The organism is Burkholderia sp. Bp8991, from assembly GCF_003853795.1.
Lineage (GTDB): Bacteria > Pseudomonadota > Gammaproteobacteria > Burkholderiales > Burkholderiaceae > Burkholderia.
In genome coordinates, this window is record NZ_QTQJ01000011.1 from 48988 (window position 1) to 75117 (window position 26130).

General features: G+C 67.6%; 22 protein-coding genes and 1 pseudogene. 9 read left to right on the top strand and 14 right to left on the bottom strand.

Annotation, left to right across the window (positions count from 1 at the left end; genetic code table 11):
- Nucleotides 1-54 precede the first annotated feature (54 nt).
- Entirely contained in the window at nucleotides 55-321 is a 267-nt protein-coding gene (locus tag DIE02_RS14920) for a hypothetical protein (protein WP_124529264.1), read from the top strand.
- 85 nt (nucleotides 322-406) lie between these two features.
- Here the strand turns inward: DIE02_RS14920 and DIE02_RS14925 are convergent, their stop codons facing one another.
- The gene (locus DIE02_RS14925) at nucleotides 407-1282 is read right to left on the bottom strand and encodes a LysR family transcriptional regulator (RefSeq protein ID WP_124487037.1); all 876 of its coding nucleotides are present in this window, start codon (nucleotides 1280-1282) and stop codon (nucleotides 407-409) included.
- Between the two features lie 239 nt (nucleotides 1283-1521).
- Here DIE02_RS14925 and DIE02_RS14930 point away from each other — a divergent pair, with 239 nt between their 5' ends.
- The 5 genes from DIE02_RS14930 to DIE02_RS14950 all read left to right on the top strand — a co-directional run bounded on the left by DIE02_RS14930 (nucleotide 1522) and on the right by DIE02_RS14950 (nucleotide 8578).
- Complete coding sequence (locus DIE02_RS14930) at nucleotides 1522-2460, top strand: LysR substrate-binding domain-containing protein (RefSeq protein ID WP_011356424.1); 939 nt, start codon at nucleotides 1522-1524, stop codon at nucleotides 2458-2460.
- 334 nt (nucleotides 2461-2794) lie between these two features.
- Entirely contained in the window at nucleotides 2795-4219 is a 1425-nt protein-coding gene (gene aldA, locus DIE02_RS14935; protein WP_124529266.1) for an aldehyde dehydrogenase, read from the top strand.
- 130 nt (nucleotides 4220-4349) lie between these two features.
- Entirely contained in the window at nucleotides 4350-5681 is a 1332-nt protein-coding gene (locus tag DIE02_RS14940; protein ID WP_185500414.1) for a nitrate/nitrite transporter, read from the top strand.
- Nucleotides 5678-6895 (top strand): mandelate racemase/muconate lactonizing enzyme family protein, encoded by a 1218-nt coding sequence (locus DIE02_RS14945; RefSeq protein WP_124529268.1) that lies wholly within the window; start codon nucleotides 5678-5680, stop codon nucleotides 6893-6895. Before DIE02_RS14940 ends, DIE02_RS14945 begins: the two co-directional genes overlap by 4 nt.
- Before the next feature lie 15 nt (nucleotides 6896-6910).
- Nucleotides 6911-8578, top strand: coding sequence for a GMC family oxidoreductase (locus DIE02_RS14950; protein ID WP_124529270.1), 1668 nt, complete (start codon nucleotides 6911-6913; stop codon nucleotides 8576-8578).
- 109 nt (nucleotides 8579-8687) lie between these two features.
- Here DIE02_RS14950 and DIE02_RS14955 read toward each other — a convergent pair whose 3' ends face one another.
- Nucleotides 8688-8987, bottom strand: coding sequence for a barstar family protein (locus DIE02_RS14955; RefSeq protein WP_124487042.1), 300 nt, complete (start codon nucleotides 8985-8987; stop codon nucleotides 8688-8690).
- A gap of 149 nt (nucleotides 8988-9136) precedes the next feature.
- The gene (locus DIE02_RS14960) at nucleotides 9137-10036 is read right to left on the bottom strand and encodes a LysR family transcriptional regulator (RefSeq protein ID WP_124520853.1); all 900 of its coding nucleotides are present in this window, start codon (nucleotides 10034-10036) and stop codon (nucleotides 9137-9139) included.
- A gap of 120 nt (nucleotides 10037-10156) precedes the next feature.
- Here DIE02_RS14960 and DIE02_RS14965 point away from each other — a divergent pair, with 120 nt between their 5' ends.
- Entirely contained in the window at nucleotides 10157-11188 is a 1032-nt protein-coding gene (locus tag DIE02_RS14965; RefSeq protein ID WP_124529272.1) for an NAD(P)H-quinone oxidoreductase, read from the top strand.
- Nucleotides 11189-11202: 14 nt separating this feature from the next.
- Here DIE02_RS14965 and DIE02_RS14970 read toward each other — a convergent pair whose 3' ends face one another.
- From DIE02_RS14970 to DIE02_RS14980, 3 genes are all read right to left on the bottom strand, one after another.
- Nucleotides 11203-12024, bottom strand: a complete 822-nt coding sequence (locus DIE02_RS14970) for a glycine betaine/L-proline ABC transporter ATP-binding protein (RefSeq protein ID WP_124529274.1) — start codon at nucleotides 12022-12024, stop codon at nucleotides 11203-11205.
- A gap of 14 nt (nucleotides 12025-12038) precedes the next feature.
- On the bottom strand, nucleotides 12039-13004 hold the full coding sequence (locus DIE02_RS14975) for a proline/glycine betaine ABC transporter permease (RefSeq protein WP_044848041.1): 966 nt from the start codon (nucleotides 13002-13004) through the stop codon (nucleotides 12039-12041).
- Between the two features lie 70 nt (nucleotides 13005-13074).
- Entirely contained in the window at nucleotides 13075-14112 is a 1038-nt protein-coding gene (locus DIE02_RS14980) for an ABC transporter substrate-binding protein (RefSeq protein ID WP_124487046.1), read from the bottom strand.
- 573 nt (nucleotides 14113-14685) lie between these two features.
- On the opposite strand from DIE02_RS14980, the gene DIE02_RS14985 reads away from it, so the two are divergent.
- Together DIE02_RS14985 and DIE02_RS14990 are read left to right on the top strand one after the other, a co-directional pair.
- Nucleotides 14686-15837 carry a porin gene (locus DIE02_RS14985; RefSeq protein WP_124487047.1) on the top strand — a complete coding sequence of 384 codons (1152 nt, stop codon included), beginning with the start codon at nucleotides 14686-14688 and terminating at the stop codon, nucleotides 15835-15837.
- Between the two features lie 885 nt (nucleotides 15838-16722).
- The gene (locus DIE02_RS14990; RefSeq protein WP_124529276.1) at nucleotides 16723-18099 is read left to right on the top strand and encodes an acetate kinase; all 1377 of its coding nucleotides are present in this window, start codon (nucleotides 16723-16725) and stop codon (nucleotides 18097-18099) included.
- A 96-nt stretch (nucleotides 18100-18195) separates the two neighbouring features.
- Here DIE02_RS14990 and DIE02_RS14995 read toward each other — a convergent pair whose 3' ends face one another.
- The 8 genes and pseudogenes from DIE02_RS14995 to DIE02_RS15030 all read right to left on the bottom strand — a co-directional run bounded on the left by DIE02_RS14995 (nucleotide 18196) and on the right by DIE02_RS15030 (nucleotide 25980).
- Nucleotides 18196-18906 carry a hypothetical protein gene (locus tag DIE02_RS14995; RefSeq protein ID WP_124529278.1) on the bottom strand — a complete coding sequence of 237 codons (711 nt, stop codon included), beginning with the start codon at nucleotides 18904-18906 and terminating at the stop codon, nucleotides 18196-18198.
- An 8-nt stretch (nucleotides 18907-18914) separates the two neighbouring features.
- On the bottom strand, nucleotides 18915-19607 hold the full coding sequence (locus DIE02_RS15000) for a C39 family peptidase (protein WP_124487050.1): 693 nt from the start codon (nucleotides 19605-19607) through the stop codon (nucleotides 18915-18917).
- 3 nt (nucleotides 19608-19610) lie between these two features.
- A complete protein-coding gene (locus DIE02_RS35980) occupies nucleotides 19611-20099 on the bottom strand; it encodes a hypothetical protein (protein ID WP_124520865.1) in 489 nt (162 codons plus the stop codon).
- 230 nt (nucleotides 20100-20329) lie between these two features.
- Nucleotides 20330-21574: a hypothetical protein gene (locus tag DIE02_RS15010; protein WP_124487052.1), complete on the bottom strand. Its 1245-nt coding sequence runs from the start codon at nucleotides 21572-21574 to the stop codon at nucleotides 20330-20332.
- Nucleotides 21575-22287: 713 nt separating this feature from the next.
- Nucleotides 22288-22407 (bottom strand): annotated as a pseudogene (locus DIE02_RS35985) (glycine betaine/L-proline ABC transporter ATP-binding protein); the annotation flags it as partial.
- A 140-nt stretch (nucleotides 22408-22547) separates the two neighbouring features.
- On the bottom strand, nucleotides 22548-23138 hold the full coding sequence (locus DIE02_RS15020) for a class I SAM-dependent methyltransferase (protein ID WP_124529280.1): 591 nt from the start codon (nucleotides 23136-23138) through the stop codon (nucleotides 22548-22550).
- 344 nt (nucleotides 23139-23482) lie between these two features.
- Nucleotides 23483-25204, bottom strand: a complete 1722-nt coding sequence (gene poxB, locus DIE02_RS15025; RefSeq protein ID WP_124529404.1) for a ubiquinone-dependent pyruvate dehydrogenase — start codon at nucleotides 25202-25204, stop codon at nucleotides 23483-23485.
- 248 nt (nucleotides 25205-25452) lie between these two features.
- Nucleotides 25453-25980, bottom strand: a complete 528-nt coding sequence (locus DIE02_RS15030) for an Lrp/AsnC family transcriptional regulator (protein WP_124529282.1) — start codon at nucleotides 25978-25980, stop codon at nucleotides 25453-25455.
- Nucleotides 25981-26130: the final 150 nt, after the last annotated feature.

A 26130-nucleotide genomic window follows, 5' to 3' on the forward strand; every position in this document is an offset into this window, starting at 1 on the left:
TCAGCGGCACGCAGGCGCACGACGAACGGGAATCGTGTCGTCCGGCGCGCGGAAATGCGACGACTCCTTGAAGAGTTCCTCGCATACGAACTCCGTCGCAATCTCGCGCGTGCGTCCTCCGCCGAACTGGCCGCACCGCCGATCAGCACGCCCGCCGCGCCGCTGCCGAGAACCGTCTTCAACGTGGGACGCATCGATCCGTCGAAGTGCAAGTTACCCATCATTTCGGAAGCCGAGGCCAGAGCCATCGGGAGCCGCGAAACGTTCATGCACTTCGGCCTGGACCCCGATTTGTATTCCTCGGCTGGTGACACTCTCTGACAGAATCGACGACAGCGACCGGGGCGATCCGCACGACCTCGTGACAACGGGTATCGGCACACGATCATGTCGCCCCGACCACGCCCTACCCCCGCCGCCCCGCCTGCCCCCGCAACCACGCGGCAAACGCAACCACGTGCTCGACCGCGATACTCTCCGGCTCGACATCGAGCCAATAGCCGAACGGTCCGATCGGCTGCACTGGCGACAGCCGCACGAGGCTGCCCTCGGCGATCTCCTCCTCGATCATGTTCAGGTCGACCACCGCGAGCCCCGCGCCCTTGCGCGCCGCGCGGATCGCCTGTTCGAGCGTGGAAAACTCGATGCCGTCGGCGATCCGCGCCACCGGCACGCCGGCCTGCTCGCACCAGTCGGCCCATAGCGTCAGGCGCTTGCCTTCGTGCAGCACATGCAGCGACGGCAGCCGGCCGAGCAGCACGTCGAGCGCATCGCCGCGATAACGCGGCGCGCCGACGAGCGCATGCCGCTCCATCAGCAGCAGCTCCGACTGCATCCCCGCGCGCGCCGCGCGCCCGAAGCGGATGTGGCAATGGCAGTCGTCGGCCGGCTCGGTGCGGATCGACAGCTCGACGTCGGGCAGCGCCTGCGCGAGCGTGCCGAGCCGCGGCGAAAACCACTGCGTCGCGAACGTCGGCGGCAGCGACACCGTCAGGCGCCGCTTCGCACCCGGCCGCGTGGCGGCGACTTCGTCGACGCCGCGTTCGATCGTATCGAACGCCTGCCCGATGAACGGCAGCAACCGCTGGCCGGCATCGGTCAGGCGCACGCCCTTGTGATCGCGCTCGAACAGCCGCGCGCCGAGCGCCTCCTCGAGCAGCCGGATCTGCCGGCTCACCGCCCCCTGCGTCACGCACAGCGAAACCGCCGCACGGTTGAAGCTCAGGTGACGCGCGGTCTCCTCGAAAAATCGCAGCGCGATCAACGATGGCAGGCGTCGCATGATGTGTGTCCCTTTCGTTCGTATCGTTCGTATCGTTCGTATCGTTCGTGCTGTTGCGGGCCGGCGCCGCCGACCATCCTGCGGGCAGCCCGATCGCAACGAGGCGCGCCAACCGCCGCGCCGCAAAAGCCCCTGAGGCCCGCGCCCTCCGTCGCATCCATTCATCGTCCCCGCGCCCGCGCCGCCCGCCTACAATAAGCATCCCGCACCAGACACGACACCGCCCCGTGAGACGCAAGATGCCGGCGCTGAACGCGCTGAAAGCCTTCGAGATGGCCGGCCGCACCGGCAGCTTCACACGCGCGGCCGAGTTGCTCAACGTGACGCAGAGCGCGGTGAGCCGCCAGGTTCGCCAGCTCGAGGGCCAGCTCGGCGAAACCCTGCTCGAGCGCCGCCATCACCAGCTCGAACTGACGGCGGCCGGCCGCGTGCTGCTGCGCGCGCTGCAGCAATCGTTCGACAAGATCGAGCTGACCGTTCGCAGCCTGCAGGAAAAAACCCACCTGAACCGCCTGCGCGCGAACGTGCCGCCCACCTTCGCCGCGCGCTGGCTGATGCCGCGGCTCGGCCGGCTGCGCGACGCGCATCCCGAATTCGAGCTGAGCCTCACGACCCGCATCCACGACAGTCTCGGCGAATCGCGCGTGCTCGACTGCGCGATCCGCTTCGGCGACGGCGAATGGGACGGCTTCGACAACGCACTGCTGATGCAGGAGCAGCATATCGCCGTCTGCGCGCCCGCGCTGTATGCGCGGCTGCGACAGGACGGCGCGCCGATCGACCTGAACCGCTTCACGCTGCTGCACGTGCTCGCCACCGACGACCAGCGCTACCTGACCTGGCAGCACTGGCTGAAGGCCGCCGGCATCGCCGACGTCGACACGCGCGGCGGCTACGAATTCGACCTGCTCGACCACGCGATCCGCGCGGCGATCGACGGCCTCGGGATCACGATCGCCGATCGCCACATGGTCGCGCGCGAACTCGCGACCGGGCAGCTGATGCAGGTGCTCAACGTACACGTCGACGGCCACCAGTCGTACTGGTTCGTCACGCGGCCCGAGCAGACGAACCTGCCGCACATCGTCCAGTTCCGCGACTGGCTGCAGCAGGAAGTGTGGCTCGCGAAGCGCCATCTCGAACCGTCGTCGCCGCTGCCGCAAGTGCCGCTGGCCTAGCACACGATCCGTGCGCCACGCGTAGCCGACCGCCCCGCCGGCGCCGAAGCACCGACCGCGGCCGACACCTTACCGGCTCCCGCCCCCGCGCGCATCCGGATCAGTCGAAAAATGCGGCCTCGCCACCGCCGGTCCGCTCCCCGCCCGCGCCACGGAAGCCTTGCCGGACGCGCGATTCCGGCCGATCGAACGAGTAACGTGCGTTTTTCTCATGCTCGACGCGAAAATAAGTCGTTTGTCGTGCGCTAAACGCATGAAGAGAATGATCTCTGTCCCGTACCGCGCGTGTCGCCACCCGAAGCGATCCGCCCGCATTCATCGGAGGAGTCACTTCATGCGCACCGAACGCAACTACGTGAACGGCCGTTTCGTCGCCCCGGAAAGCGACGCGTTCATCGAGGTCCACAATCCCGCCACCGAAGCGCCGTTCGCGCGCGTGCCGGCCGCGACGCCGGCCGACGCGCTCGCCGCCGTCGACGCCGCGGCCGCCGCGCAAAAGGCGTGGCGCAAGCTGCCGAGCGCCGAGCGCGCCGTGTACCTGCACCGTTTCGCCGATGCGTTGACCGCGCGTGCCCCCGAAATCGGCGCGGCGCTTGCGCAGGAATCCGGCAAGAGCATCGAGGACGCGTCGAACGAGGCCGTCTACGCGGGCCAGATCACGCGCTATCACGCCGAGTGGGCGCGCCGGATCGAGGGCGAGATCATCCCGAGCGACACGCCCGACGAGAACCTGTTCCTGCAGCGCGAGCCGATCGGCGTCGTCGCATGCCTGATCCCGTTCAACTATCCCGTCTACACGCTGCTGCGCAAGGTCGCGCCCGCGCTGATCGCCGGCAATACCGTGGTCGTGCGGCCGAGCAACCACACGCCGGTGTCCGCGTTCGAGATCGCGAAGGCGGCCGACGAAGCGGGCTTCCCGCCTGGCGTCGTCAACATCCTGACGATGGATCACGCGACGGCCGAAGCGCTGTGCACGCACCCGGCAGTCGGGATGATCACGCTGACCGGCAGCGTGAACGCGGGCCGCAAGGTGCTCGATTACTGCAAGGCGAACATCGCGAAGCCGTCGCTCGAACTCGGCGGCAAGACGCCCGCGATCATCGAGCCCGACGCCGACCTCGAACGCGCGGCCGCCGCGCTCGTCGCGTCGAAGACGACCCATTGCGGCCAGCTCTGCACGGCGATCGAGCGCGTGTACGTGCACGACAGCGTGCACGACCGTTTCGTCGCGCTGCTGAAGGAGAAGATGGCCGCCGTGCGCATCGGCGACCGTGCGCAGGACGCCACGCGGATGGGCCCGCTCGTCAGCGCATCGGCGCGCGCACACATCCACGGGATGGTCGAACGTGCGATCGCGGCGGGTGCGACGCTCGAAACCGGTGGCGCGATTCCCGACGGCCCCGGCTTCTTCTACCCGGCCACGCTGCTCACCGGCGTGCGGCAGGACATGGAGATCGTGCAGGAGGAAACCTTCGGCCCGATCATGCCCGTGCTGCGCTACACGACGATCGACGAAGCGATCGCGCAGGCGAACGACCACCAGTTCGGGCTGTCGTCGGTGCTCTATACCGAGCGTTACCGCACCGCGATGACCGTCGCGAACGCGATCGAGGCCGGCGAGCTGTACGTGAACCGCACGCCGGCCGATCCGTACCAGGGCTTCCACGCCGGCTGGAAGCGCTCGGGCCTCGGCGGCGACGACGGCAAGCACGGGATGCTCGAATTCACGCAGACGCGCCTCGTCGTCATGAAGTACTGACACCGCCGCACGCAAGCACCGTTTCCGGCGCGCGCACGGCGACACCCCGCCGCGCGCCGCCCCCTGACCCACCAGAACATAAAAAACCTGCAGGCGTCCGCCTCAAGGACGCCTGATGGAGGAAGACATCATGCCGACCCAACCGTCGACGCCCGCCGCGTCGCTCGCGCTGCACGACGACGCTCACGCGTCGCAGCATTCCCGCGCGCAACGCTACCTGCAACTGTTGCTGCTCGTGATTGCCGCCGGCGCGATCTACCCGATGCTGTATCTGCGGCAGGTGTACCAGCCGACGATGCTGCAGTTTTTCCATATCGACGACGTGCAGCTCGGTTACCTGTATTCGTCGCTCGGCACGATCTTCCTCGTCAGCTACCTGCCGAGCGGCTGGCTGGCCGACCGCCTGTCGCCGCGCTGGCTGATCTGCTTCTCGCTGCTCGCGACGGGCGCGCTCGGGCTCGTCTACGCAACCGGGCCGTCGTTCGACACGCTCGTGCTGATCTTCGGCGGCTGGGGGCTGACCACCGGCCTCACGTTCTGGGCCGCCGTGATCAAGCGCGTGAACATGATCGCGGGCCCCGACGAACAGGGCCGTTTCTTCGGGCTGCTCGACGGCGGCCGCGGGCTCGTCGAGGCGCTGCTCGCGACGATCGCGATCACGCTGTTCGCCTACGTGACGCAGGCGCGCGGCGGCACCGATGCGGCCGGCTTCACGCTCGTCGTGCATCTGTACGCGTTCTTCTGCATCGCGCTCGGCGTGCTGCTCGCGCTGGTGAAGGATCCGGCGGGCGCGGGCGATCGCAAGGCCGTGACGGAACGCCGAAAAGGCAGCGTGCTGACCGACCTGAAGACGCTCGCGGCGATCCCCGAGCTGTGGCTCGTCGCCGCGATCGTGTTCTGCGGCTACCAGGTGTTCTGGGCGACCTACAGCTTCTCGGCCTACCTGCACGAAGGCAATTTCGGGCTCAGCGCGACGGCGGCCGGCTTCATCACGACGCTCAAGCTGTGGATGCGCCCCGTCGGCGGCATCGGCGGCGGCTTCCTCGGCGACCGCGTCTCGAAGGTGTCGGTGCTGTTCTGGGCGCTGGTCCTCGCCGCGCTGTCGCTCGTCGGGCTGATCGCAGCACCCGCGCATAGCCCGCAGGCGATGCTCGTCGTGCTCGTGCTGTTCATCGGCATCCTCACCTATGCGATCCGCGGCCTGTACTGGTCGCTGCTCGACGACTGCAAGGTGCCGACGCATTGCGCGGGCCTCGCGATCGGCCTGATCTCGGTGCTCGGCTATTCGCCCGACGTGTTCGTGCCGCTGATCAACGGCTACGTGACGCATACCTGGCCGGGCGCGCACGGCTACCAGCTCTATTTCGGCTACATCGCTGCGATCGCGCTCTGCGGCGCGGGCGCGGCCGCGTTCCTCAAATACCGCCTCAACCGCCTTTCCCGTATCCAGGAGTCCGCATGAAGATCGTTTCGCTCGAAACCCATATCGTCGCCGTGCCGCCGCCGCATGTCGGCGGGATGTACTGGATCTTCGTGAAGCTGAAGACCGACGACGGCATCGAAGGCGTCGGCGAGATCTACTCGGCGACGTTCGGCCCGAAGGCGATGGCGCCGATCATCGACGACGTGTTCGAACGGCATCTGCTGAACCGCGACCCGCATCACGTCGAACGGCTGTTCCGCCAGGCCTATTCGAGCGGCTTCACGCAGCGACCGGATCTCACGATGATGGGTGTCGTCAGCGGCCTTGAAATGGCGTGCTGGGACATCATCGGCAAGGCCGCCGGCAAGCCCGTGTACGAACTGCTCGGCGGGAAGATCCACGAGCGGCTGCGCTCGTACACGTACCTGTACCCGAAGAACGCGAAAGGCGAATACGACTACGACGATCCCGACCTCGCGGCCGAATGCGCGGCCGAGAACGTGAAGCTCGGCTTCACGGCCGTCAAGTTCGACCCGGCCGGCCCGTACACGGCCTACTCGGGCCACCAGCTGTCGCTCGAAGTGCTCGACCGCTGCGAGACGTTCTGCCGCAAGGTGCGCGAAGCCGTCGGCAGCAAGGCCGACCTGCTGTTCGGCACGCACGGGCAGATGGTGCCGTCGTCGGCGATCCGGCTCGCGAAGCGGCTCGAGAAATACGACCCGCTGTGGTTCGAGGAGCCGGTGCCCCCCGGCCAGGAAGAGGCGATCGCGCAGGTCGCGAAGCACACGTCGATTCCGATCGCGACCGGCGAGCGCCTGACCACCAAGTACGAATTCCACAAGCTGCTGCAGGCGGGCGGCGCATCGATCCTGCAGTTGAACGTCGCGCGTGTGGGCGGCCTGCTCGAAGCGAAGAAGATCGCGACGCTCGCCGAAGTGCACTACGCGCAGATCGCACCGCACCTGTACAACGGGCCGGTGGGCGCGGCCGCGAGCATCCAGCTCGCGACCTGCACGCCGAACTTCCTGATCCAGGAAAGCATCATGACGTGGGGCGGTTTCCACGCCGAAGTCGTGAAGACGCCGATCCGCTGGGAAGACGGCTACATCGTCCCGTCGAACGAGCCGGGCCTCGGCATCGAGCTCGACATGGACGTCGTGAGGCGCCACACGCCGTACACCGGCGAACGGCTGCACCTGCAGATGGGCGAACACCCCGTCGACGTGAAGGATCTCGCTCCCGCGAAGGGCTGAGCGCAAAGGACAGACATGAGCTACGACTACATCATCGTCGGCGCGGGCTCGGCCGGCTGCATCCTCGCGAACCGCCTGAGCGAATCGGGCCGGCACTCGGTGCTGCTGCTCGAAGCGGGCGAGCGCGACGCGTCGTTCTGGTTCAAGGTGCCCGTCGGCTTCACGAAGACCTACTACAACCGCCGCTACAACTGGATGTACTACAGCGAGCCCGAGGCGCAGCTCGCCGATCGCAAGCTGTACTGCCCGCGCGGCAAGGTGGTCGGCGGGTCGGGCTCGATCAACGCGATGGTCTACGTGCGCGGCCAGCGCAGCGACTACGACGACTGGGCGGCCGCCGGCAATCCGGGCTGGGCGTACGACGACGTGCTGCCGTACTTCCGCAAGCTCGAAACCCACGCGGCCGGCGCGACCGATCCGCAGCATCACGGCGCGACGGGGCCGATCCACATCACGTCGATGAAGGCCGACGTGCATCCGATCGTCCACGAGTTCCTGAAGGGCTGCGGCGAACTGAACCTGCCGCGCACCGACGATTTCAACGGCGCGCAGTTCGAGGGCGCGGGCATCTACGACCTGAACACGAAGCACGGCGAACGCTGTTCAAGCAGCTTCGCGTACCTGCGTCCCGCGCTGGGCCGCGCGAACCTCACGCTGCGCTCGGGCGTGCTCGTGCGGCGCGTGACGTTCGACGGCACGCGCGCGACCGGCGTGGTCATCGCGGGCGGGCACGGCGACGAAACGCTCGTCGCCGCGCGCGAGGTGATCCTCGCGGCCGGCGCGGTCGATACGCCGAAGCTGCTGCAACTGTCGGGCGTCGGCGATCCGGCGCTGCTCGCGCGCCGGCGCGTGCCGCTCGTGCATGCGCTGCCGGCCGTCGGCCGCAACCTGCAGGACCACCTGTGCGTGAGCTTCTACTTCAAGGCGAACCGGCCGACGCTGAACGACGAGATGGGTACCATGCTCGGCAAGATGAAGATCGGCTTGCGCTACCTGCTGACGAAGCGCGGCCCGCTCGCGATGAGCGTGAACCAGGCGGGCGGCTTCTTCCGCGGCACGGCCGATGCGCAGGAGCCGAACATCCAGCTTTACTTCAACCCGCTGTCGTACCGGATCCCCAAGAGCGACCGCGCGAGCATCAAGCCCGAGCCTTACTCCGGATTCCTGATCGCGTTCAACCCGTGCCGGCCGACGAGCCGCGGCACGATCGAGATCGCCTCGAACCGCGCGGAAGATGCCGCCAAGATCCACATCAATGCGCTGACCACGCAGAAGGATCTCGACGAGGCCGTGCAGGGCAGCAAGGTGATTCGTGCGCTGATGCGCGCGCCGGCGCTGAAGTCGATGACCGTCGAGGAAATCTCGCCGGGGCCGCAGGTCGATTCCGACGAAGCAATGCTGCAGTATTTCCGCGAGCAGTCGGGTTCGATCTACCACCTGTGCGGCTCGTGCGCGATGGGGCCGGACGCCGCGACGTCGGTGGTCGATGCGTCGTTGCGCGTGCACGGGCTGCAGGCGCTGCGGATCGTCGATGCATCGGTGTTCCCGAACATCACGTCGGGCAACATCAACGCGCCGACGATGATGGTCGCGGAGAAAGGCGCGGATCTGGTTCTGGCGGATGCGGGGCGTGGAGACGCGGCTGCCGTGAGAGCAAGCGAACGGGAAACGGTCACGCATTAAGGCGGCTGCGTTCTCGACGATGCGGGCAGGCGCGCGCGATGCGGTTGCGTGCCGGCCCGGCGATCGGCTTCACGATGCGACTCAACTCAACGCAACGTCAACGCCACGACTACGCCCAATAGGACAACACGATCAACGGGTCGCCCCCTTCCTTCGTTGCTCGCCAGTTGATGAACGCGCTGCACTCGACGAGCGCGGCGAATATCTCCGGATTGCGATCCTTCAACGCTCCCGCATCGTCGATCCGCAGCGACACTATGCCGTGCTCGTAGCAATAGTCGCTCATGCAATCGTTCCATGCATCCATGTTCCGGCCGTAGTAACCCGGAAATCCGAATTCGCTCGCGAAGTAGTCGTGAAACTTCGCCCAATCGCCAAGCGCTTTTCCGTCCACGCTGAATCGGTTCATCGAGCCCTCTCGTTCATCGGAAAATCACTACCGCCGTTCGTTTTTCACGCCCCGAAGGCCGGTTCGCCGGCATCGAACAGGTCACACCCGCCCGGGCCGATCCCGCAGATCGTCGACACACTGCAGTGAACCGCATCTCGTACTTCAATTCACCTCCAGTCCCGCGCCCCGCTCCGCACGCCCACCTCGTCGAACACCCGCACGATGTGATCGATCATCGCGCTCATCCGTGCGGTATGCCGCAAGTCCTTGTGCGTCACCATCCAGACTTCGTAAGGACGCGCGGACGTACGCGCCGGCCACACGCGCACCAGCGCGTCGCGCTCCGCGATCGGCACCGGGAGCTCGGCGAGCCCGAGCCCGGCGCGCGCCGCCGCGCGCAACATCAGATTCGAATTCAGCCCCGACACGATCCGCCCCGCGCGCACCGGCTCGCCGACCACCGTGAGCGGGCCGCGTGCATTCAGGTGCGGCAGGAAGCACACGAGCTCATGCCCTTCGAAGCCGGTGCCGGGCACCGGTTCGCCATGCCGCTCCAGGTATTCCTCCGACGCGTACAACCCCGTCGGCCACGCGGCGAGCCGGCGCGTGAGCAGATCGGGATTGTCGGGCTTGATCGTGCGGATCGCGATGTCCGCCTCGCGCTTGGCCAGGTTCTCCACCTGCGTCGACGTGTTGAGCAGCACGCGCACGTCCGGATGCTCGTCGTGCAGGTCGCGCATCGCGCGCATCACGAATTCGAGCCCGATCGTATCGGTCGTCGTCACGCGCACGTCGCCGGCAAGACGCCGGTCGACGCCCTGGGTCTGCCGCACCAGGTCGATCGCCGATTGCTCCATCTTCTCCACGTTGCGCAGCGCGACCTCGCCCACCGCGGTCGGCACGTACCCGGCCGACGTGCGCAGGAACAGCGTCGCGCCGAGCGCGCGCTCGAGCGCCGCGAGCCGCCTGCCGACCGTCGCCTGGTCGAGCCCGACCGCCCGCGCGGCGCCGCGCAGGCTGCGTTCGCGGTGGATCGCGAGAAAAATGCGTGCGTCGTCCCAGTTCAAGCGGTTTCTCCGGTGTGATGCAAATTTGCATCTGTGGTCGTGAAAATCGCTGCGCGAATTCATCAAGGCCCAAGCCTATACTTTTTTCACCGACCACTCACCAGTCTTTTCGAGGCAAACATGTCCGATACGCTCTCCCCCGTTCCCGCCGACATGGCGGCAGTCGAAATCACCCGCCCCGGCGGCCCCGAAGTCCTGGCGAGCGCACGTCGCCCCGTGCCGCGGCCGAAGGCCGACGAAGTGCTGATCCGGGTTCACGCCGCCGGCGTGAACGGCCCGGACGTGCTGCAACGCAAGGGGCACTACAACCCGCCGCCCGGCGCATCCGACATCCCGGGCCTGGAAATCGCGGGCGAAGTCGTCGCGACCGGCGCAGCCGTGCACGGCTTCGCGCCGGGCGACCGGGTCAGCGCGCTGGTGACGGGCGGTGGTTATGCGGAATACGCGGTCGCCCATCGCCTCACGACGATGAAGCTGCCGCCCGGCCTCGACATGATCGAAGCCGCGGCGCTGCCGGAAACGTTCCTGACGGTCTGGCTGAACCTGATCCAGCGCGGGCGGCTGCAGGCGGGCGAATCGGTGCTGATCCACGGCGGCGCGTCGGGCATCGGCACCACCGCGACGATGATCGCGAAGGCGATGGGCGCGTCGACCATCATCACGACGGTCGGCTCGGAAGCGCATCGCACCGCGAGCCTGCGGCTCGGCGCGGATCACGCGGTGCATTACCGGGAAGAAGATTTCGTCGCCGAAGTCGACAGGATCACCGCCGGCAAGGGCGTGGACGTGATCCTCGACATCATCGCGGGCGACTACGTCGCGCGCAATTACCGGGCCGCGGCGATGAACGGGCGGATCCTGCAGGTCAGCGCGCTGAACGGGCCGGCGAAGGAACTCGACGTGTGGCCGATGATGACCAAGCGCCTCACGCACATCGGTTCGACGCTGCGCTCGCGCACGCCGGAGGAGAAGGGCGCGCTCATCGCCGAACTCGAACGGCACCTGTGGCCGCACGTCGCAGCCGGCACGGTCAGGCCGCAGGTGTTCCGCACCTTCCCGCTCGACGACGCGCGCGGCGCGCACGTGCTGATCGACTCCGGTGTGCACGTCGGCAAGATCGTGCTGACGACGGCCGCGCACCGCGCGGCCTGACCGGGCACGGCACGTCAGTTCACGCTCGTGCGCTTCTCGACGAACCGCTTCACGTAATCGTCCGCCGGACGCGACAGGATGTCGTCCGGCGTGCCGACCTGCACGAGCGTGCCGTCGCGCAGGATCGCGATCCGGTCGCCGATGCGCAGCGCCTCGTCGAGATCGTGCGTGATGAACACGATCGTCTTCGACAGCGTCGCCTGCAGTTCGAGCAGCTGATCCTGCATCTCGGTGCGGATCAGCGGATCGAGCGCGGAGAACGCCTCGTCCATCAGCAGCACGTCGGTATCGGCCGCCAGCGCGCGCGCCAGCCCGACACGCTGCCGCATCCCGCCCGACAGCTCGTCCGGATAATGATCGCCGTAGCCGTCGAGCCCGACCTTCGTCAGCCAGTTGCGCGCGGCCTCGGCCGCGTCGTGGCGCTTCTCGCCGCGCGTGCGCAGCGCATACGCGGCGTTGTCGAGCACGGTCTGGTGCGGCAGCAGCCCGAAGTTCTGGAACACCATGCTGACCTTGAAGCGGCGCAGCTCGCGCAGGCCGTGCGCGTCGAGCTTGATCACGTCGCTGCCGTCGATCACGATCTCGCCGGCCGTCGGCTCGATCAGCCGGTTGAAGTGCCGCACGAGCGTCGATTTCCCGGAACCCGACAGCCCCATGATCACGAAAATCTCGCCCGACTCGATGCCGAGGCTCACGTCGTTGAGCCCGACGTTGCAGCCCGTTTCGGCCAGCACGTCGGCCTTGCGCTTGCCCGAGCGCAGCAGGTCGAGCACGCGCGCATGCGTGGCCTGCGGCCCGAACAGCTTGTACACGTGTTTGACGTCGATGGTCGCCATGTCTGCCTCCGTTCCTATGCGCGCGACGATTGCGTCGCCTGATTCGAATCGACGCCCGCCGACTCCGCCTTGCGCGGCAGCCGGTACGGCACGCGCGACGCGCCCTTCTGCCGGCGCTGCTGTGCGAGCCGGCGGCGCGCGCGCCGCTCCTGGCCGAAGCCCTGGCTGATCCGGTCGATCACGATCGCGAGGATCACGATCGCGAGGCCGGCCTGCGTGCCCTTGCCGACGTCGAGCGTCTGGATGCCCGCGAGCACGTCCTCGCCGAGCCCGCGCGAGCCGATCATCGACGCGATCACGACCATCGACAGCGCCATCATCGTCGTCTGGTTGATGCCGGCCATGATGCTCGGCCGCGCGAGCGGCAGCTGCACGTTGACGAGCAATTGCCAGCGCGTCGTGCCGAACGCACGCGCGGCTTCCGTCACGTCCGGATCGACCTGGCGGATGCCGAGATCGGTCAGGCGGATCAGCGGCGGCAGCGCGTAGATGATCGTCGCGAGGATCGCGGGCACCTTGCCGAGGCCGAACAGCATCAGCACCGGGATCAGGTACACGAAGCTCGGCAGCGTCTGCATCACGTCGAGCACGGGCAGCAGCATCCGGCGCAGCCATGCGCTGCGCGACGCGAGGATCCCGGCCGGCACGCCGATCGCAACCGACAGCACCGTCGCGACGAGCATCAGCGCGAGCGTCTGCATCAGCTTGTCCCACAGGCCGAAGCAGCCGATCGCGTAGAGCAGCAGCATGAAGAGCGCGCCGAGGCCGATGCGGCGCGTCGCGTTCCACGCGATCGCGCCGACGACCAGCAGCACGAGCCACGGCGGCGCGACGCGCAGCGCGCCTTCGAGCGGTACGAGCAGGTAGCGCAACACGAGCGCGCTGAAGTGATGGAAGCTGTCGCCGTATTGCGCTACGAACGTCTCGAGCGCGCTGTTCACCCAGTCGGCGATCGACAGGTGCAGAAAGAAGCCGTTCATGTTGATTCTCCGTCGCGCCGCGAAGGCGCGTGACGGCGGCGGCGGGCGCGGGCCCGCCGCCGCGCGCAGGTTACGCGCCCTTCAGGCTGCCGGCGATCTTCTGCGCGACGTCGGCCGGCACCCACTGCTTCCACATGTCCTGGCGGGTCTTCAGGAACTGCGTGGCCATCGCCGCGCCGTCGATCTTCCTCGTCGTCATCTCGAGGATCGTCTGGTTCAGGAAGTCCATCGGGAAACGCACCTTGCCGAATACGCCGACGAGATCGGGATTCGCATCGGCGAACGGCTTCGACACGCCGACCGTCAGCCGCGACACCATGTACGACGACGCGCACTGGTGCGTGCTGCTCTCGTCGCGCAACGTCTTCCAGCATGCTTCGTTATAGGCCGGCATCTTCAGCGCCGTGAACTTGTATTTCGCCATCAGCGCGGCCGGGCCCCAGTAATAGAACACGATCGGCGCGCCGCGCTGGTACGCGGACGCGATCGCCGCGTCGAGCGCCGCACCGGTGCCCGGGTGGAAGTTCGTGTACGACTGGTCGAGCTTGAGCACCTTCAGCAGGCGCGTGTTCACGCGCTCGCAGTCCCAGCCCGTCGGGCAGTTCAGGAAGCGGCCCTTGTCCGGTTCCTCCTCGTCGGCGAACACTTGCTTGAACTTCGGCAGATCGTCGACCGACACGAGCCCGGGCGCGACCGGCTTGATGTTGCGCGCCGGATCGCCCTTCACCACGTAGTCGGGCACGAACCAGCCTTCGGTCGTGCCGCCCGGCAGCGTGTCGCCGATCAGCTTCACGGCGCCCGACGAAACGGCCTTCGCGGTGATCTCGCTGCGGCCCGTCCACTGCTCGGCCCAGATCTGCAGGTCGTTGCGCGCGAGCGCCGTTTCGGTGGCGGCCGTGCTGCCCGGCACGACGTCCGTCTTGCAGCCGTAGCCCTTCTCCATGATCTGCCGCAGCACTTCGGTCGCGAACGACCCGCTCTCCCACGTGATGCCCGCGAAATGGACCGTCTTGCCGTCGGCGCACGCGCCGCCGGCCGCATGGGCCGCGGGCGCGGACAGGATCGCCGCGGCGGCGAGAAGGACCGTTTTCAGTCGTCGAATCTGCATGGTGGGTCGTCTCCAAATCGAATCTGTTGTTTGTGCGTCGCGGCATGCGCGGCGACCGGCAAATCGCGAAGCCAGCCACGTCCGGTCAGGCTGCATGGTCGAGCCACCAATATGTTTAGGGAAACGAGTAATTCCGATCATTGCAATCGGCAGCGCCAATCGATCGTCGAGTGCCTCGCGTGGCCCGCCGGACGGGCCTCTCAGCCGATTCACCGGGCCCGCGCACGGCCCGGAACGGGCTGCGTCGAGCCTTGTTCGGGCACCGCTCGCCCCACATTGAAGCGCGGCGCCGCACACACCGTTTCGACCGTCGAAGCGACCCGCCGCGCCCCATTGGCGAACCCGATCCCATCCATCGAAATTACTCGCTTTCGAATCCGTTTCGGCTTGGGAAGAATGCGCGGTGTCATCGGAGGAGACACGACCCGACCCAGCCGATCGCCGCGCCGCCGCGCATCGCGCGCTTCCGGCGCCGCGCGCGCTGCGCCGGGTCGCCCCGGATGACGGGGCGCGCCTCGCCGGACGCGCTCACGACAACCGATACAAGAAGCTGGATATCCCGGAGATCTCTCAATGAAAAAGACCCTGACGGCGCTCGCCGTAACGGCAACCTTCGCAGCCCCCGCGTTCGCGCAAAGCAGCGTCACGCTGTACGGCGTGATCGACGAAGGCCTGAACTACACGAACAACGTCGGCACCGGCCACGTCTACGAGATGGCGAGCGGCTACGCGCAAGGCAGCCGCTGGGGCCTGAAGGGCAGCGAGGATCTCGGCGGCGGCATGAAGGCGATCTTCCAGCTCGAGAACGGCTTCGACGTGAACACCGGCCGGCTCAACCAGGGCGGCCGCATGTTCGGCCGCCAGGCATACGTCGGCCTGAGCCAGACGCAGTACGGCACGCTGACGTTCGGCCGCCAGTACGACTCCGTCGTCGACTATCTCGCGCCGACCACAGCCAACGGCAACTGGGGCGGCTACCTGCTCGCGCACCCGTTCGACAACGACAACACCGACAACTCGTTCCGCCTCGACAACACGGTGAAGTACGCGAGCCCGAACTTCGGCGGCTTCCAGTTCGGCGGTGCATACAGCTTCAGCAACAGCACGAACTTCTCGGACAACCGCGCGTACAGCTTCGGCGCGCAATACCAGAACAACGGCCTGCTGATCGGCGCCGCCTACCTGCAGGCGAACCGTCCGGGCGACGGCTCGGCCGGTGCGATCACCGCGAACGACGCGAGCTACATCGCCGAGCGCATGCGCGTGTTCGGCGCGGGCATCAACTACACGTTCGGACCCGCGACGGTCGGCTTCGCGTACACGAACTCGAACTACAAGAACCCGACCGGCAATGGCTACCTCGGCACGCCGGGCGCGATCATCGCACCGGGTGCGACCGTCAGCGCGATCAAGTACCAGAACTTCGAGGTGAACGGTTCGTACCAGATCACGCCGGCGTTCATGGTCGGCGCGCAGTACGTGTTGTCGCTCGAGAAGTACGACGCATCGACCGGCGACGCGAAGCCGAAGATCCACTCGGTCGGACTGATGGCCGACTACAACCTGTCGAAGCGCACCGACGTGTACGTGCAGGCCGCGTACCAGCACATCGCCGGCGACAAGACGAACTCGATCCTCGACAACGCGTTCATCCCCGGCACCGACGCGCCGTCGTCGACGTCGAACCAGGTGGCCGTGCGTCTCGCGCTGCGCCACAAGTTCTGACGCAACCCGGTTCTCCGTTCTTCACGCGACACCCGCGCCGCTCGGCCCGAGGTGTCTTCGCCCGCCCGCAAGCACCAGCCTGCCGGCGGGTTTTTTGTTTCGCGCCGCGACGACGCGAGGCAACGTGATTCGGCGCAGGTCGTGCGTGTGCCCGGTCAACGCTGACAGGACAACCGCCCACGATTCGCCGGTACGCTGCGTGCCACCTCGACGTCAGGCACCGCCCATGCCGCACGACGAGCGCGACGTATCGCGCGGGCATCAAGCCCGAGCCGTATTCCCGATACCTGATCGCGTTCAACCCGTGCCGGCCGACGAGCCGCGGCACGATCGCGCTCGCGTCGAATCGTTTCCCGCGCAACCGACGCGCCGCACGGATGGAAGGGAACGCGCGACTTCCGCGCGATCGCCTCTCCGGCAACGGCGGTCGCCCCCCTGCATCGCCTGATCGGAACAACGCCCGCCGGAACACGGGAAAACACTGCCATGAATCCGCCGCGCAGCCTGCGCGCACGGGCTCGAAACGTGCATTCGGTTTTGACGCAAGCCCCCGTGAAACAGGGAGAACCGTGACGTCCGTCGTCCACCGTACGCGGGCAAGGGTTTGTCTGGTTGGCTTTCGATGCCCGCCTGCACTAGCCTCGTGAGGTCTGCCCCCGCGTCGTTCGGCCGGCGGGACATGACGTCGTGCACATTGACAATCGAGTGTCGGCGCGCGGCCTCGCTGCCGAAGTTTCATTGCGTTCGATCACGCATGTCGTTGCCGCCGGAGAAACATCCTCTGGCTCGCGTGCGATGTGACGCGAGGCGATCCGGGGCAACACGCGCGCCGGCCAGCCGTCGGTGTGCACCGGGGAACCGCAGGCCCGATCGTGGAGACGCACCGTGAAGCGCATGCCATTTCGCTGCATCCATGCCATCAGCTATGCAAGCGTGCTGCTCTTTCAGGCCCAGGCGCAAGCGCAGTCGCTGGACGCCCAGTCGACGCAGGAGAACATTTCCGCGCTGCGCCAGGAAGTCGATCGCCATCTGCAGGAACTGAGTGCGCTCAAGCGCAAACTGGCCGACGCGGAAGCCAATCTCTCCCGCCTGAGCCGGGCGCTGGACAACCGCGAACTCGCGGCCCGGCGCGGCGCGGGCACCGGCGATGCCGGCGGCTCCGGCGACGCGGCGACGCAGGCCGATACCGGCTCCCCGGGCGGCGCGCCCGGCGCGGCCGGCAACGCCCCCGGCAACGTGCAATCGTCGGCCGGGTCCGCCGCGCCGCCGAGCCGGCCGGTCGGCCAGGCGCCGGTGGCGGAAACCGCACCGCCGCCTGTTGCGCCGATCTTCGATCAGCCCGGCGTGCTGACGCCGAAGAACAAGTTCGTCGTCGAGCCGTCGTTCCAGTTCAGCTATTCGTCGTCGAACCGCGTCGCCCTCGTCGGCTACACGATCATCCCGGCGCTGCTGATCGGCCTGGTCGACGTGCGGGAAGTCAAGACGACCACGCTGACGGGCGCGGTCGCGGTGCGCTACGGGATCACCAACCGGATGGAAGTCGAAGTCCGCGTCCCCTATGTGTACTCGACGAACGACACGATCAGCCGCGAGATCTTCACCGGCACCGCCCAGGACAACGCGTTCAACAGCCACGGGAAGGGCCTCGGCGACGTCGAAATGACGCTGCGCTACCAGTTCAATACCGGCGGCCCCGACAAGTTCTATTACATCGGCTGGCTGCGCTTCAAGAGCGCCACCGGCAAGAGCCCGTTCGACGTCGTCACCGACTGCGTCACGCGCTGCGTCGGCAATGCCACCGGCACGGGCCTGCCGCTCGAGCAGCCGACGGGCTCCGGCTTCTACGCGATCCAGCCTGGCCTCACGTGGCTCTTTCCGTCCGACCCGGTGGTGTTCTTCGGCAACCTGAGCTATCTGCACAGCTTCAGCCGCGACAATCTCAGCCTCACGATTCGCGATGGACAGAAGGACTTCATCGGCAAGGTACAGCCCGGCGACATCTGGGGTTTCAATATCGGCATGGGCCTCGCGCTGAACGAGAAAGCGTCGGTGAGCCTCGGCTACGACCAGAGCATCGTACTGCCGACGAAACAGAACGGCCAGACGGTGCCCAGTTCGGTGCGCGTGATCCTCGGCTCACTGCTCCTCGGTTACTCGTACCGGTTGTCGCCGAAGACCACGCTGAATCTCTCGATCGGCGCCGGCCTCACACGCGACACGCCGGACGTGGTCATGACGCTGCGCGTGCCGATTGCATTCTGATCGCAAGCGTGCGCGTGCGGCGGGCCGCGCGCCGCACGCGGGCCCCGGCGCGCCAGTGCGCGCTCATCTGCCATTCATCGGTCGCTCACCGAGCCTTCATCGCCCCGGCAACACGCCGATCAACGCATTGTTCAGCGTCGACATCACGTTCAGGTTCTTGAACGTCGACAGTGTGTTGACGGTCGTGTTGATCGTCGTCACCGCCTGGATCTGCTGGTTGTTCAACGTGTTCTGGATTACCGCGCCGGTCAGCGCCGGCAGCGCGGCGGGCTGCGCGGCGTTGCCGGCGCCGACCTGGATCAGCGCGCCCGCGTTCGCGGCCGCCAGCGCCTGCGCCTGTTGCGCGGTGATATGACTGATGTCCGGGATGTTGAAGCTGGTTGTCGTGACCAGATTGCCGTTCACGAACGCGACACGCGACACGCCGAACGAAACCTTCAGACCGCTCGGCATATCGAAGCCGCCGCGCATCGCATCGAGGCGCGCGTCGCTGAGCGCGATCGCGCCGGCTGCCGGCCAGTTCCGTTCCTGCGCGCCGCCCGGCTCCACGACCGGCGGCCCTGCCGCGCACTCCGCCATCGCGAGCGGCGCGGCACGCAGGATCGGCACCTCGCCGGCCCGCGACTCCGCAGGCGCCGCATCCGCGCCCGCGTTCGCGGCGGATGCCTCGACGACGACGCTCGTCTGCGCGACCGGCACGTCGGCCGCGGCCAGCGCGTCGTCCTGCATCGCCGCCGCACTCACGGACGTCACCCCGCCGCACACCATCACGGCGATGCCGGCGATGTTCCTGGTCTGGGATCTCATGACGGTCCTCAAAAGTCGTTCGGGCCGTGCTTCGGCATTACGACGTTGTACAGGCCGTCGCGCGCGATACCGGTGTAGAGCGGCGCGCTGGGCGCGACGCGCCAGTCACGCGGGTCGTTGAACACCGCCAGCTCGGGCCGGTTGTGAATCACGAAAATCACATGGTCTTCCCACTTCTGCTCGAAGCTCGCCAGCGACATCGGGCGCGTGCCGGTGGCAGGATCGCCGACGAGCACACGCCCGTCACGCAGCCCCTTCACGACCACGAAATGGTGATAGCCGTGCTCGGTGATCAACACGATCGCCGGCGTGTGCGTCCTGGCGAGCGTCTGCAACGGCAGCTCGAAGCCGTCCGCGACGAAGCCGTGCGCGTCGAGAAACCGCCGGATGTCGAGCAGCGAGAAGCCCTGCTGGCGAATCTTCTCCTGATTGCCGTTCTCCCACATCTGGGCGAAGGCGGTCTGCTCGGTCATCGGATAGTCGTACTGATAAGTCAGCAGCGTCGCGACGGCAGCCGACCCGCAACTGAAATCGAATTGCTGCTTGACGGTGCGCTTGAAGCGGGCCTCCTTGAGACTCGTGACGTGCATCGCATAGCCTGCGCCCGCCGGATCGACGACCGTCATCTCGTCCGCCCATGCAACCGGGACGGACAGCGCGTAAGCGAGCGCCGCGATGCATGCTGCGGCAACCGGTCTCATCGCTCAGTTCCCGAAGCGCACGTTGAGCACCGTCGCGTTCTGAATCAGCACGTTGGCGCCGGTATTCTGGATGACCGTAGGCAGGCCGCTCGCATTGGCGAACGAGCCGTCGGCGATCGAATTCGAGCCGGTCGACACGCGGTTCGCCACGTTGTCGGTCACCGCGCCGGTCAGATAGTTTTGGCCGATCAGCGCATCGCCGCCCCGATGCTCGTCGAGCTGGTCAGGCGTCATCGCGACACCGAAGCTGCCCGCTTGAGCGGTCGCGGTGTCGGTCGCAGCGGGTATGGCTGCCGCAGGGGGCGCGACGGCCGCGGCCGGATCGGCGTGATCCGCGCGCGCGGCGGGTGGGGAAGCTGCGGCTGCCGGCGCAACATCGGCGGTGGCCTCCGCCGCAACGGTTCGCGACCCGTCAGCCGTGGCATGGGCCGTCAGGCCCGGCAGCAGCGCCGCAGGCAATATCACCAGCAAAAGTGCCGTTCGGATTCGCATGGCTGTCTCCTTGGTCCCTGCGCGAGCCGGCCCGAAACCGGCGCACAGGGAGCGGAATCCGCGTGACCGTCGATCGACGGAAATCAGCCCGGCCTGCGCCAACGAGAGCGAGACGGCCGTTCGGCCATCCCGCCCTCGCCGGCGGTCCCGTCCATCGGCGATGGAACGCAAGTCGCGGGCTCGCCTGCGCCCGCGTCAATGCATCCGGCTCGCCAGGACCGGCCGGCCGGCTAACGTCCTACGGACAGGTTCGCCTGCACGGTCACAGCCTGCTGAACCAACGACGCCATGCCGCTGTTCTGGTTGGCGACCATGATGCCCGCGGCGGTCTGGCCGACGCTCGCCATCGCGTTGGACATGTTGAACGTCCCCGCGTTGACCGCATTGGCTCCGCCTGCGCCACCCGCGCCGCCGACCGCGCCGTTACCGACACCGCCGTTGCCGGTGCCGCCTGCACCGCCCGCGCCGCCCATCGCGCCCACCGCGCCGCTACCCGCGGTTGCGCCGCCATTGCTGGCCGTCGTCGTCGCGCCGCCGTTCGTCGCGCCGCCGCCCGTGCCCGCGCCACCGGCACCGCCGTTGCCCGCCGTGGCCGCCGCCGCGCCGCCGGTGCCGCCCGCGGCCGCACCCGCGCCGCCGATGCCTGCGCCCGATCCGCCCGAAGCGGTCGACGTACCCGCCGACCCTGCGCCGCCTGAGCCACTGCCCGAGCCGGTGCCGGTACCCGTGCCGGTGCCGGTGCCGCTGCCGGCCGATGCCGACGCGCTTCCGCTGCCATGATTCCTGGCCCACGCGGAGCCGGGATTGGCTGTGCCGGTGCCGCCGCCCCAGCCTGTGCCGCTGCCCTTGCCGGAACCGCCTACGCCGACCGAGGCCGCGATCGCGCCGCCGCCCGTGCCGGAGCCGGAGCCGCCGCTCGCAGTGGCATTGCCGCCGCCCCCGCCGCTGGCGTCAGGCGAGCCGCCGGCTCCGCCGCCGCCGCCGTTGCCGGTGCCGGCCGTCGCGCTGCCATTGCTGGCGTTACCCGCCGTGGCGCTGCCGTTATGCGCGCTGCCGCCTTTGCCGCCGGCGCCGCCTGCACCGCCGCTTCCGCCATTACCTCCGATGCCGCCGTAGCCATACCCGTTGCCGCCCTTGCCGCCGCTTCCGCCGGCCGCGCTGCCCGAGTTGGTCGCGTTGTTGCCGATGCCCCAGACCTGGACATTGCTCACGTACCCGTCGAGTTTGCTGATCGCGACGATCTTGGTGCTGTTGTACGAATCCTGGTAGACACTCGCGCCAGGCGAAACTTCATTCGCATTGGACCCGGTGGAGCTGGTCTGGGTTGAGCTGACTGCGTTGCTGAGAGTGTTCGATCCGTCATCGGCTTTCTGACTGCATGTCGAACTGGTATCGCTGCTGCATGGATTCGCCATTGCGTAGCCGCTGCATCCCAAGGCGAGAAGCGCAGCAGACGCCAATAGAGTTTTGCGCATGAAATCCTCCTGAAGTAACGAGGAACGGCTTGGCCAACTGCACCAATCCGGAGGACAACACGCATCGGCGATGCCAATCCCAGCCAGCTGCCTGACGACAGGGAGCCGGTTGGATGCTTTGCACGACATAACCCGCCTCGCCCGATTACGGCATGCGATTTATGTTTCAGGTCTGAAACGTGTCGATCGGCACGGGGCCGGGACACCCTCGACCCGCGGATGGATTTCTCTCTGTATTCAAACGCTTGTCCGATCTTCCGAAGAAGGACCTTGCAAGCGCGGAATGTTTCACTTTTGAACGGCCGCGGCCGGCCCATACGGGTATGCCCGTAGCACCGGATATTCAATCCCAATCGCAAACGCAGGCCCGGCAAGGACGCCCGCCGAATTCATTCCGATGAGGCATCAAAATCCCGCATGGAGCGCCATTTAGAAATGTTTCGACTATGATTCGGCGCTTTTTCCTCGGATCCTGTCCGCGGCGAGCGCGGGCGCGCGCGAGTCCGGTTATCGGCCGGAACGAGGATTCCTGACGGCAAGCGCCGCGGAATGGCGACGCACATCCCGCCGAGGTGTGCCGCACGTGACCCACGGGCTGCCTGCGGTGCAACCGCGTGCGGGTACCGGCAGGCTGCCGCTCAAAACGCAGGCGAAACGCCCCCGTGCTTCGCTGGCCCGCTCCCGCCAGATCGATTCGCATTCCTCTGCTTCTCGACGAACCGCCGCACATCATCGTCCGCGGGACGCGACAGGATGTCGTCCGGCGTGCCGTCGCGCAGGATCGCGATCCGGTCGCCGATCCGCGATGCGTCGTCGAGATCGTGCGTGATGAAGCGGCTACGCGACGCCGCTCGACCGCTTCGTCAGGCGGGTCGCGTCGCGGCCTGCGGCGCGCGTGCCGGACGCCGCAACATGAGCCGCGACCGACGGCCTCCGCAGGGTCGATGAAAGGAAGCGTGTCAGGATGCGGGCATCACGCCACCTGTCCGATGGCGGCCCTGCGCATCGTGACGATGCGCGCGGGCGGAATATTTGCCCACACGATCCGGCTGGCATCGGCAACGAATGCCGGATCGCGCAGCGGGTGACGCTCGGGCACGCGCAGGTCGTAGGTGAACTGGATCATCACGCCGTCGACCGACAGCACACGCTCGCACTGCCCGACGATCGCCGTCACGGCCTCGCGCGGCAACGTGCGCAGCGGCAGGCAGGACACGATCGCGTCGACACGCGCATCGGGCGGCAGCAGCCGCTCGAGCTGCCGCGCGTCGCCCGATACGATCGAAATCCCGGGAAAGCGCCGCCGCAGGTGCTGCACGAACGCCGGCGCCCGCTCGACCACGACGAGGCGCCCCGGCGCGACGCCGCGTTCGAGCAACGCGGCGGTGATCGCACCGGTGCCGCCGCCGAGCTCGACGACGAGCCCGTCGCCGTCCGGCACCGCATCGGCCATCTCGCGCGCCAGATGCCGCGAACTCGGGCACAACGCGCCCACCGCGGCCGGGCGGCCGACCCACTCTCGCACGAACAGTGCCGAGACACGCAACGCATTCGGCCAGATCATCGGCCAACCTTGCGCGGTTGCGCTATCAGCTTCGGCGTGCCAATGACTGCCTGTAACAGGGCTACGACGCCACGGGGCTCATTCACGTGCATCCTCCTGAACAAATCGGTCCGCCACGCACGCGCGGCGCTCCATCGATTCTAGGAAATGCAAACTTAAGGCGACGTGAAGATTGTCCCTGATTGCGCCACCATTGCCGGCCGTGCAGTCGACGGCTTCCCGCTCGGCGGTCGACGCGCCGCCGAAGCCGCGCGGGATACCGCGCGCCGACGATCGTGACCTGCCGCAGGGCCGTCTCGATCGCCGACGGTTCGCCGCTCGACGGTTCGCGCCGCCTCACCGCCTCACCGCAGATTGGTCCGCGCCAGCTCGACGATCTCGTCGCCGCGCCCGCTGAGGATCGCGCGCAGCATGAACAGGCTGAAGCCCTTCGCATGCGCGAACTCGATCTTCGGCGGCATCGCCAGTTCGTACTTCGACGTCACGACGTCGACGACCGCCGGCCCGTCGTGCGCGAATGCGGTGCGCAGCGCGTGCTCGACGTTCTCCGAATGCTCGACGCGCACGCTGAAGATCCCCGCGCCCTTCGCGATCGCCGCGAAGTCGGTCGGGCTCAGGTCGACGTTCGTGTCGAGATAGCCGGCCGCCTTCAGCTCCATCGACACGAAGCCGAGCAAGCTGTTGTTGTAGACGACGATCTTGATCGGCAGGTCGAGCTGGCGCGCGGTCAGAAGATCGCCGAGCAGCATCGACAGCCCGCCGTCGCCCGACAGCGACACGACCTGCCGCCCAGGGTGCGCGCCCTGCGCGCCGAGCGCCTGCGGCATCGCGTTCGCCATCGAGCCGTGATTGAACGAACCGTGCAGCTGGCGCTTGCCGTTCATCGTCAGGTAGCGCGCGGCCCACAGCGTCGGCGTGCCGACGTCGGCCGTGAAGATCGCGTCGTCGGCCGCGACTTCGTCGACGATCTTCGTCAGGTATTGCGGATGGATCGCGCGGCCCGGCGGCTCGGCCACCGCGAGATCGTCGAGGCCCTTGCGCGCGGCCGCGTAGTGCTTCAGCGCGTTCTCGAGGAAGCGCCGCTGCGTCTTGCGCGTGAGGCGCGGCAGCAGCGCGGCGATCGTTTCCTTCACGGTGCCGACGAGCCCGAGCGCGAGCGGCGCGCGATGGCCGAGCTGCGAGCCCTTCCAGTCGATCTGCGCGACCTTCGCATTCGTCGGATAGAACGGCCGGTACGGGAAGTCCGTGCCGAGCATCAGCAGCGTGTCGCACGATTCCATCGCGTGATAGCCGGAGCTGAAGCCGATCAGCCCGGTCATCCCGACGTCGAACGGGTTGTCCCATTCGACGAACGGCTTGCCGCGCAGCGCATGCACGACCGGCGCGCCGAGCGTGTCGGCCAGCGCGACCACTTCGTCGTGCGCGCCCTGCGTGCCGCTGCCGCACAGCAGCGTGACCGCGTCCGACCCATTGAGCAGCGCCGCGAGCCGGTCGAGATCGGCGTCCGCCGGCAGGATCGACGGCGGCGCCGAGTCGCTCCACGCGGGCGCTTCTTCCGGGCCGTCGCCGAGCGCGATGTCGCCCGGCAGCACGATCACCGCGACGCCGCGCTCCTCGATCGCGGTGCGCATCGCGCGCGCGAGCACGCGCGGGAACTGCGACGCGTTCGTCACGAGTTCCGCGAAATGGCTGCATTCGCGGAACAGGTCCTGCGGATGGGTTTCCTGGAAGTAGCCGAGGCCGATCTCGGTCGACGGAATGTGCGCTGCGATCGCGAGCACCGGCTGGTGATTGCGGTGGCAGTCGTACAGCCCGTTGATCAGGTGCAGGTTGCCGGGGCCGCAGCTGCCCGCGCACACCGCGAGCCGTCCGGTCGACGCGGCATCCGCGCCCGCGGCGAACGCCGCGCTTTCCTCGTGCCGCGTATGCATCCAGCGGATCGAGCCGATCTGGCCCAGGCTGAACGACAAGCCGTTCAGGCTGTCTCCCGTCACGCCCCAGATGCGCTCGACGCCCGCTGCCGCCAGCGTCTTCGCCAGGTATTCCGCCATCGTCTGTCTAGCCATCATGCCCTCGCTCGTTGATCGGTCGTCACACGATTGAATCGGCTCCGGCAGCCGCCTTCGCCGCTGACCGAACGAGCATACGCGATCGTGTCGCGCGGCGTCGTGAAGACGCGGGCGCCCCGCGCGGCAAGGCGCAGCGACCGGATCTGCGGCAGTCCGCCCCTTTCGACGGCGTCGGGCAATCGTCGGCGCGTTGTCGCCGTTTCGTCTGAAACCTGAAACCGGACGGGGCACCGGCGGCCCCGCGCTCAGCCCCAGTCGGACGCCGACTCGTCCTGATCGACGAGCGTCAGCCCGGCCGCCGGCAGCGGCAGCGCGGTCTTGTAGCGCACCTGCTTCAGCGCGAAGCTCGACCGGATGTTCGACACGCCGGGAATCGTCGTCAGCCGCTCGATGATGAAGCGCTCCAGCGTGCGCATGTCGGGCATCACGACGCGCAGCAGATAGTCGGCGTCGCCCGACATCAGGTAACACTCCATCACCTCGGGCCGCTGCGAGATCGCCTCCTCGAAACGCTGCAGCGCATCCTCGACCTGCTTCTCGAGGCTGACCTGGATGAACACGTTGATCCGCAGCCCGAGCGGCTCGGGATCGAGCAGCGTGACCTGCTGGCGGAACAACCCGAGCTTCTCCAGCGCGCGCACGCGGTTGAAGCACGGCGTGGCGGACAGGTTCACCGCGCGCGCGAGCTCCGCGTTCGTGATGCGCGCGTTCTGCTGCAGCTGGTTCAGGATGCCGATGTCGATGCGGTCGAGCCGACGCGGGTTTGCGCTCATGGTCGAAATATTCCGGAAGAGTGGCCACAATCGGAATATTTACACTATCCGTGAGCGAAATCCCAATGAAATCAGACGCATATTTTGCGGATCGGCGGGTAGCATGATCCGACCGATTGCCACTGATTGCGCGCCGCTCCGAACCGGCGC

Bases quoted from the DNA above. Each gene is read 5' to 3' on its own strand.
- DIE02_RS14920 (WP_124529264.1), top strand. From the start codon at position 55: ATGCGACGACTCCTTGAAGAGTTCCTCGCATACGAACTCCGTCGCAAT.
- DIE02_RS14925 (WP_124487037.1), bottom strand. From the start codon at position 1,282: ATGCGACGCCTGCCATCGTTGATCGCGCTGCGATTTTTCGAGGAGACC.
- DIE02_RS14930 (WP_011356424.1), top strand. From the start codon at position 1,522: ATGCCGGCGCTGAACGCGCTGAAAGCCTTCGAGATGGCCGGCCGCACC.
- aldA (WP_124529266.1), top strand. From the start codon at position 2,795: ATGCGCACCGAACGCAACTACGTGAACGGCCGTTTCGTCGCCCCGGAA.
- DIE02_RS14940 (WP_185500414.1), top strand. From the start codon at position 4,350: ATGCCGACCCAACCGTCGACGCCCGCCGCGTCGCTCGCGCTGCACGAC.
- DIE02_RS14945 (WP_124529268.1), top strand. From the start codon at position 5,678: ATGAAGATCGTTTCGCTCGAAACCCATATCGTCGCCGTGCCGCCGCCG.
- DIE02_RS14950 (WP_124529270.1), top strand. From the start codon at position 6,911: ATGAGCTACGACTACATCATCGTCGGCGCGGGCTCGGCCGGCTGCATC.
- DIE02_RS14955 (WP_124487042.1), bottom strand. From the start codon at position 8,987: ATGAACCGATTCAGCGTGGACGGAAAAGCGCTTGGCGATTGGGCGAAG.
- DIE02_RS14965 (WP_124529272.1), top strand. From the start codon at position 10,157: ATGTCCGATACGCTCTCCCCCGTTCCCGCCGACATGGCGGCAGTCGAA.
- DIE02_RS14970 (WP_124529274.1), bottom strand. From the start codon at position 12,024: ATGGCGACCATCGACGTCAAACACGTGTACAAGCTGTTCGGGCCGCAG.
- DIE02_RS14975 (WP_044848041.1), bottom strand. From the start codon at position 13,004: ATGAACGGCTTCTTTCTGCACCTGTCGATCGCCGACTGGGTGAACAGC.
- DIE02_RS14980 (WP_124487046.1), bottom strand. From the start codon at position 14,112: ATGCAGATTCGACGACTGAAAACGGTCCTTCTCGCCGCCGCGGCGATC.
- DIE02_RS14985 (WP_124487047.1), top strand. From the start codon at position 14,686: ATGAAAAAGACCCTGACGGCGCTCGCCGTAACGGCAACCTTCGCAGCC.
- DIE02_RS14995 (WP_124529278.1), bottom strand. From the start codon at position 18,906: ATGAGATCCCAGACCAGGAACATCGCCGGCATCGCCGTGATGGTGTGC.
- DIE02_RS15000 (WP_124487050.1), bottom strand. From the start codon at position 19,607: ATGAGACCGGTTGCCGCAGCATGCATCGCGGCGCTCGCTTACGCGCTG.
- DIE02_RS35980 (WP_124520865.1), bottom strand. From the start codon at position 20,099: ATGCGAATCCGAACGGCACTTTTGCTGGTGATATTGCCTGCGGCGCTG.
- DIE02_RS15010 (WP_124487052.1), bottom strand. From the start codon at position 21,574: ATGCGCAAAACTCTATTGGCGTCTGCTGCGCTTCTCGCCTTGGGATGC.
- DIE02_RS15020 (WP_124529280.1), bottom strand. From the start codon at position 23,138: ATGATCTGGCCGAATGCGTTGCGTGTCTCGGCACTGTTCGTGCGAGAG.
- poxB (WP_124529404.1), bottom strand. From the start codon at position 25,204: ATGGCTAGACAGACGATGGCGGAATACCTGGCGAAGACGCTGGCGGCA.
- DIE02_RS15030 (WP_124529282.1), bottom strand. From the start codon at position 25,980: ATGAGCGCAAACCCGCGTCGGCTCGACCGCATCGACATCGGCATCCTG.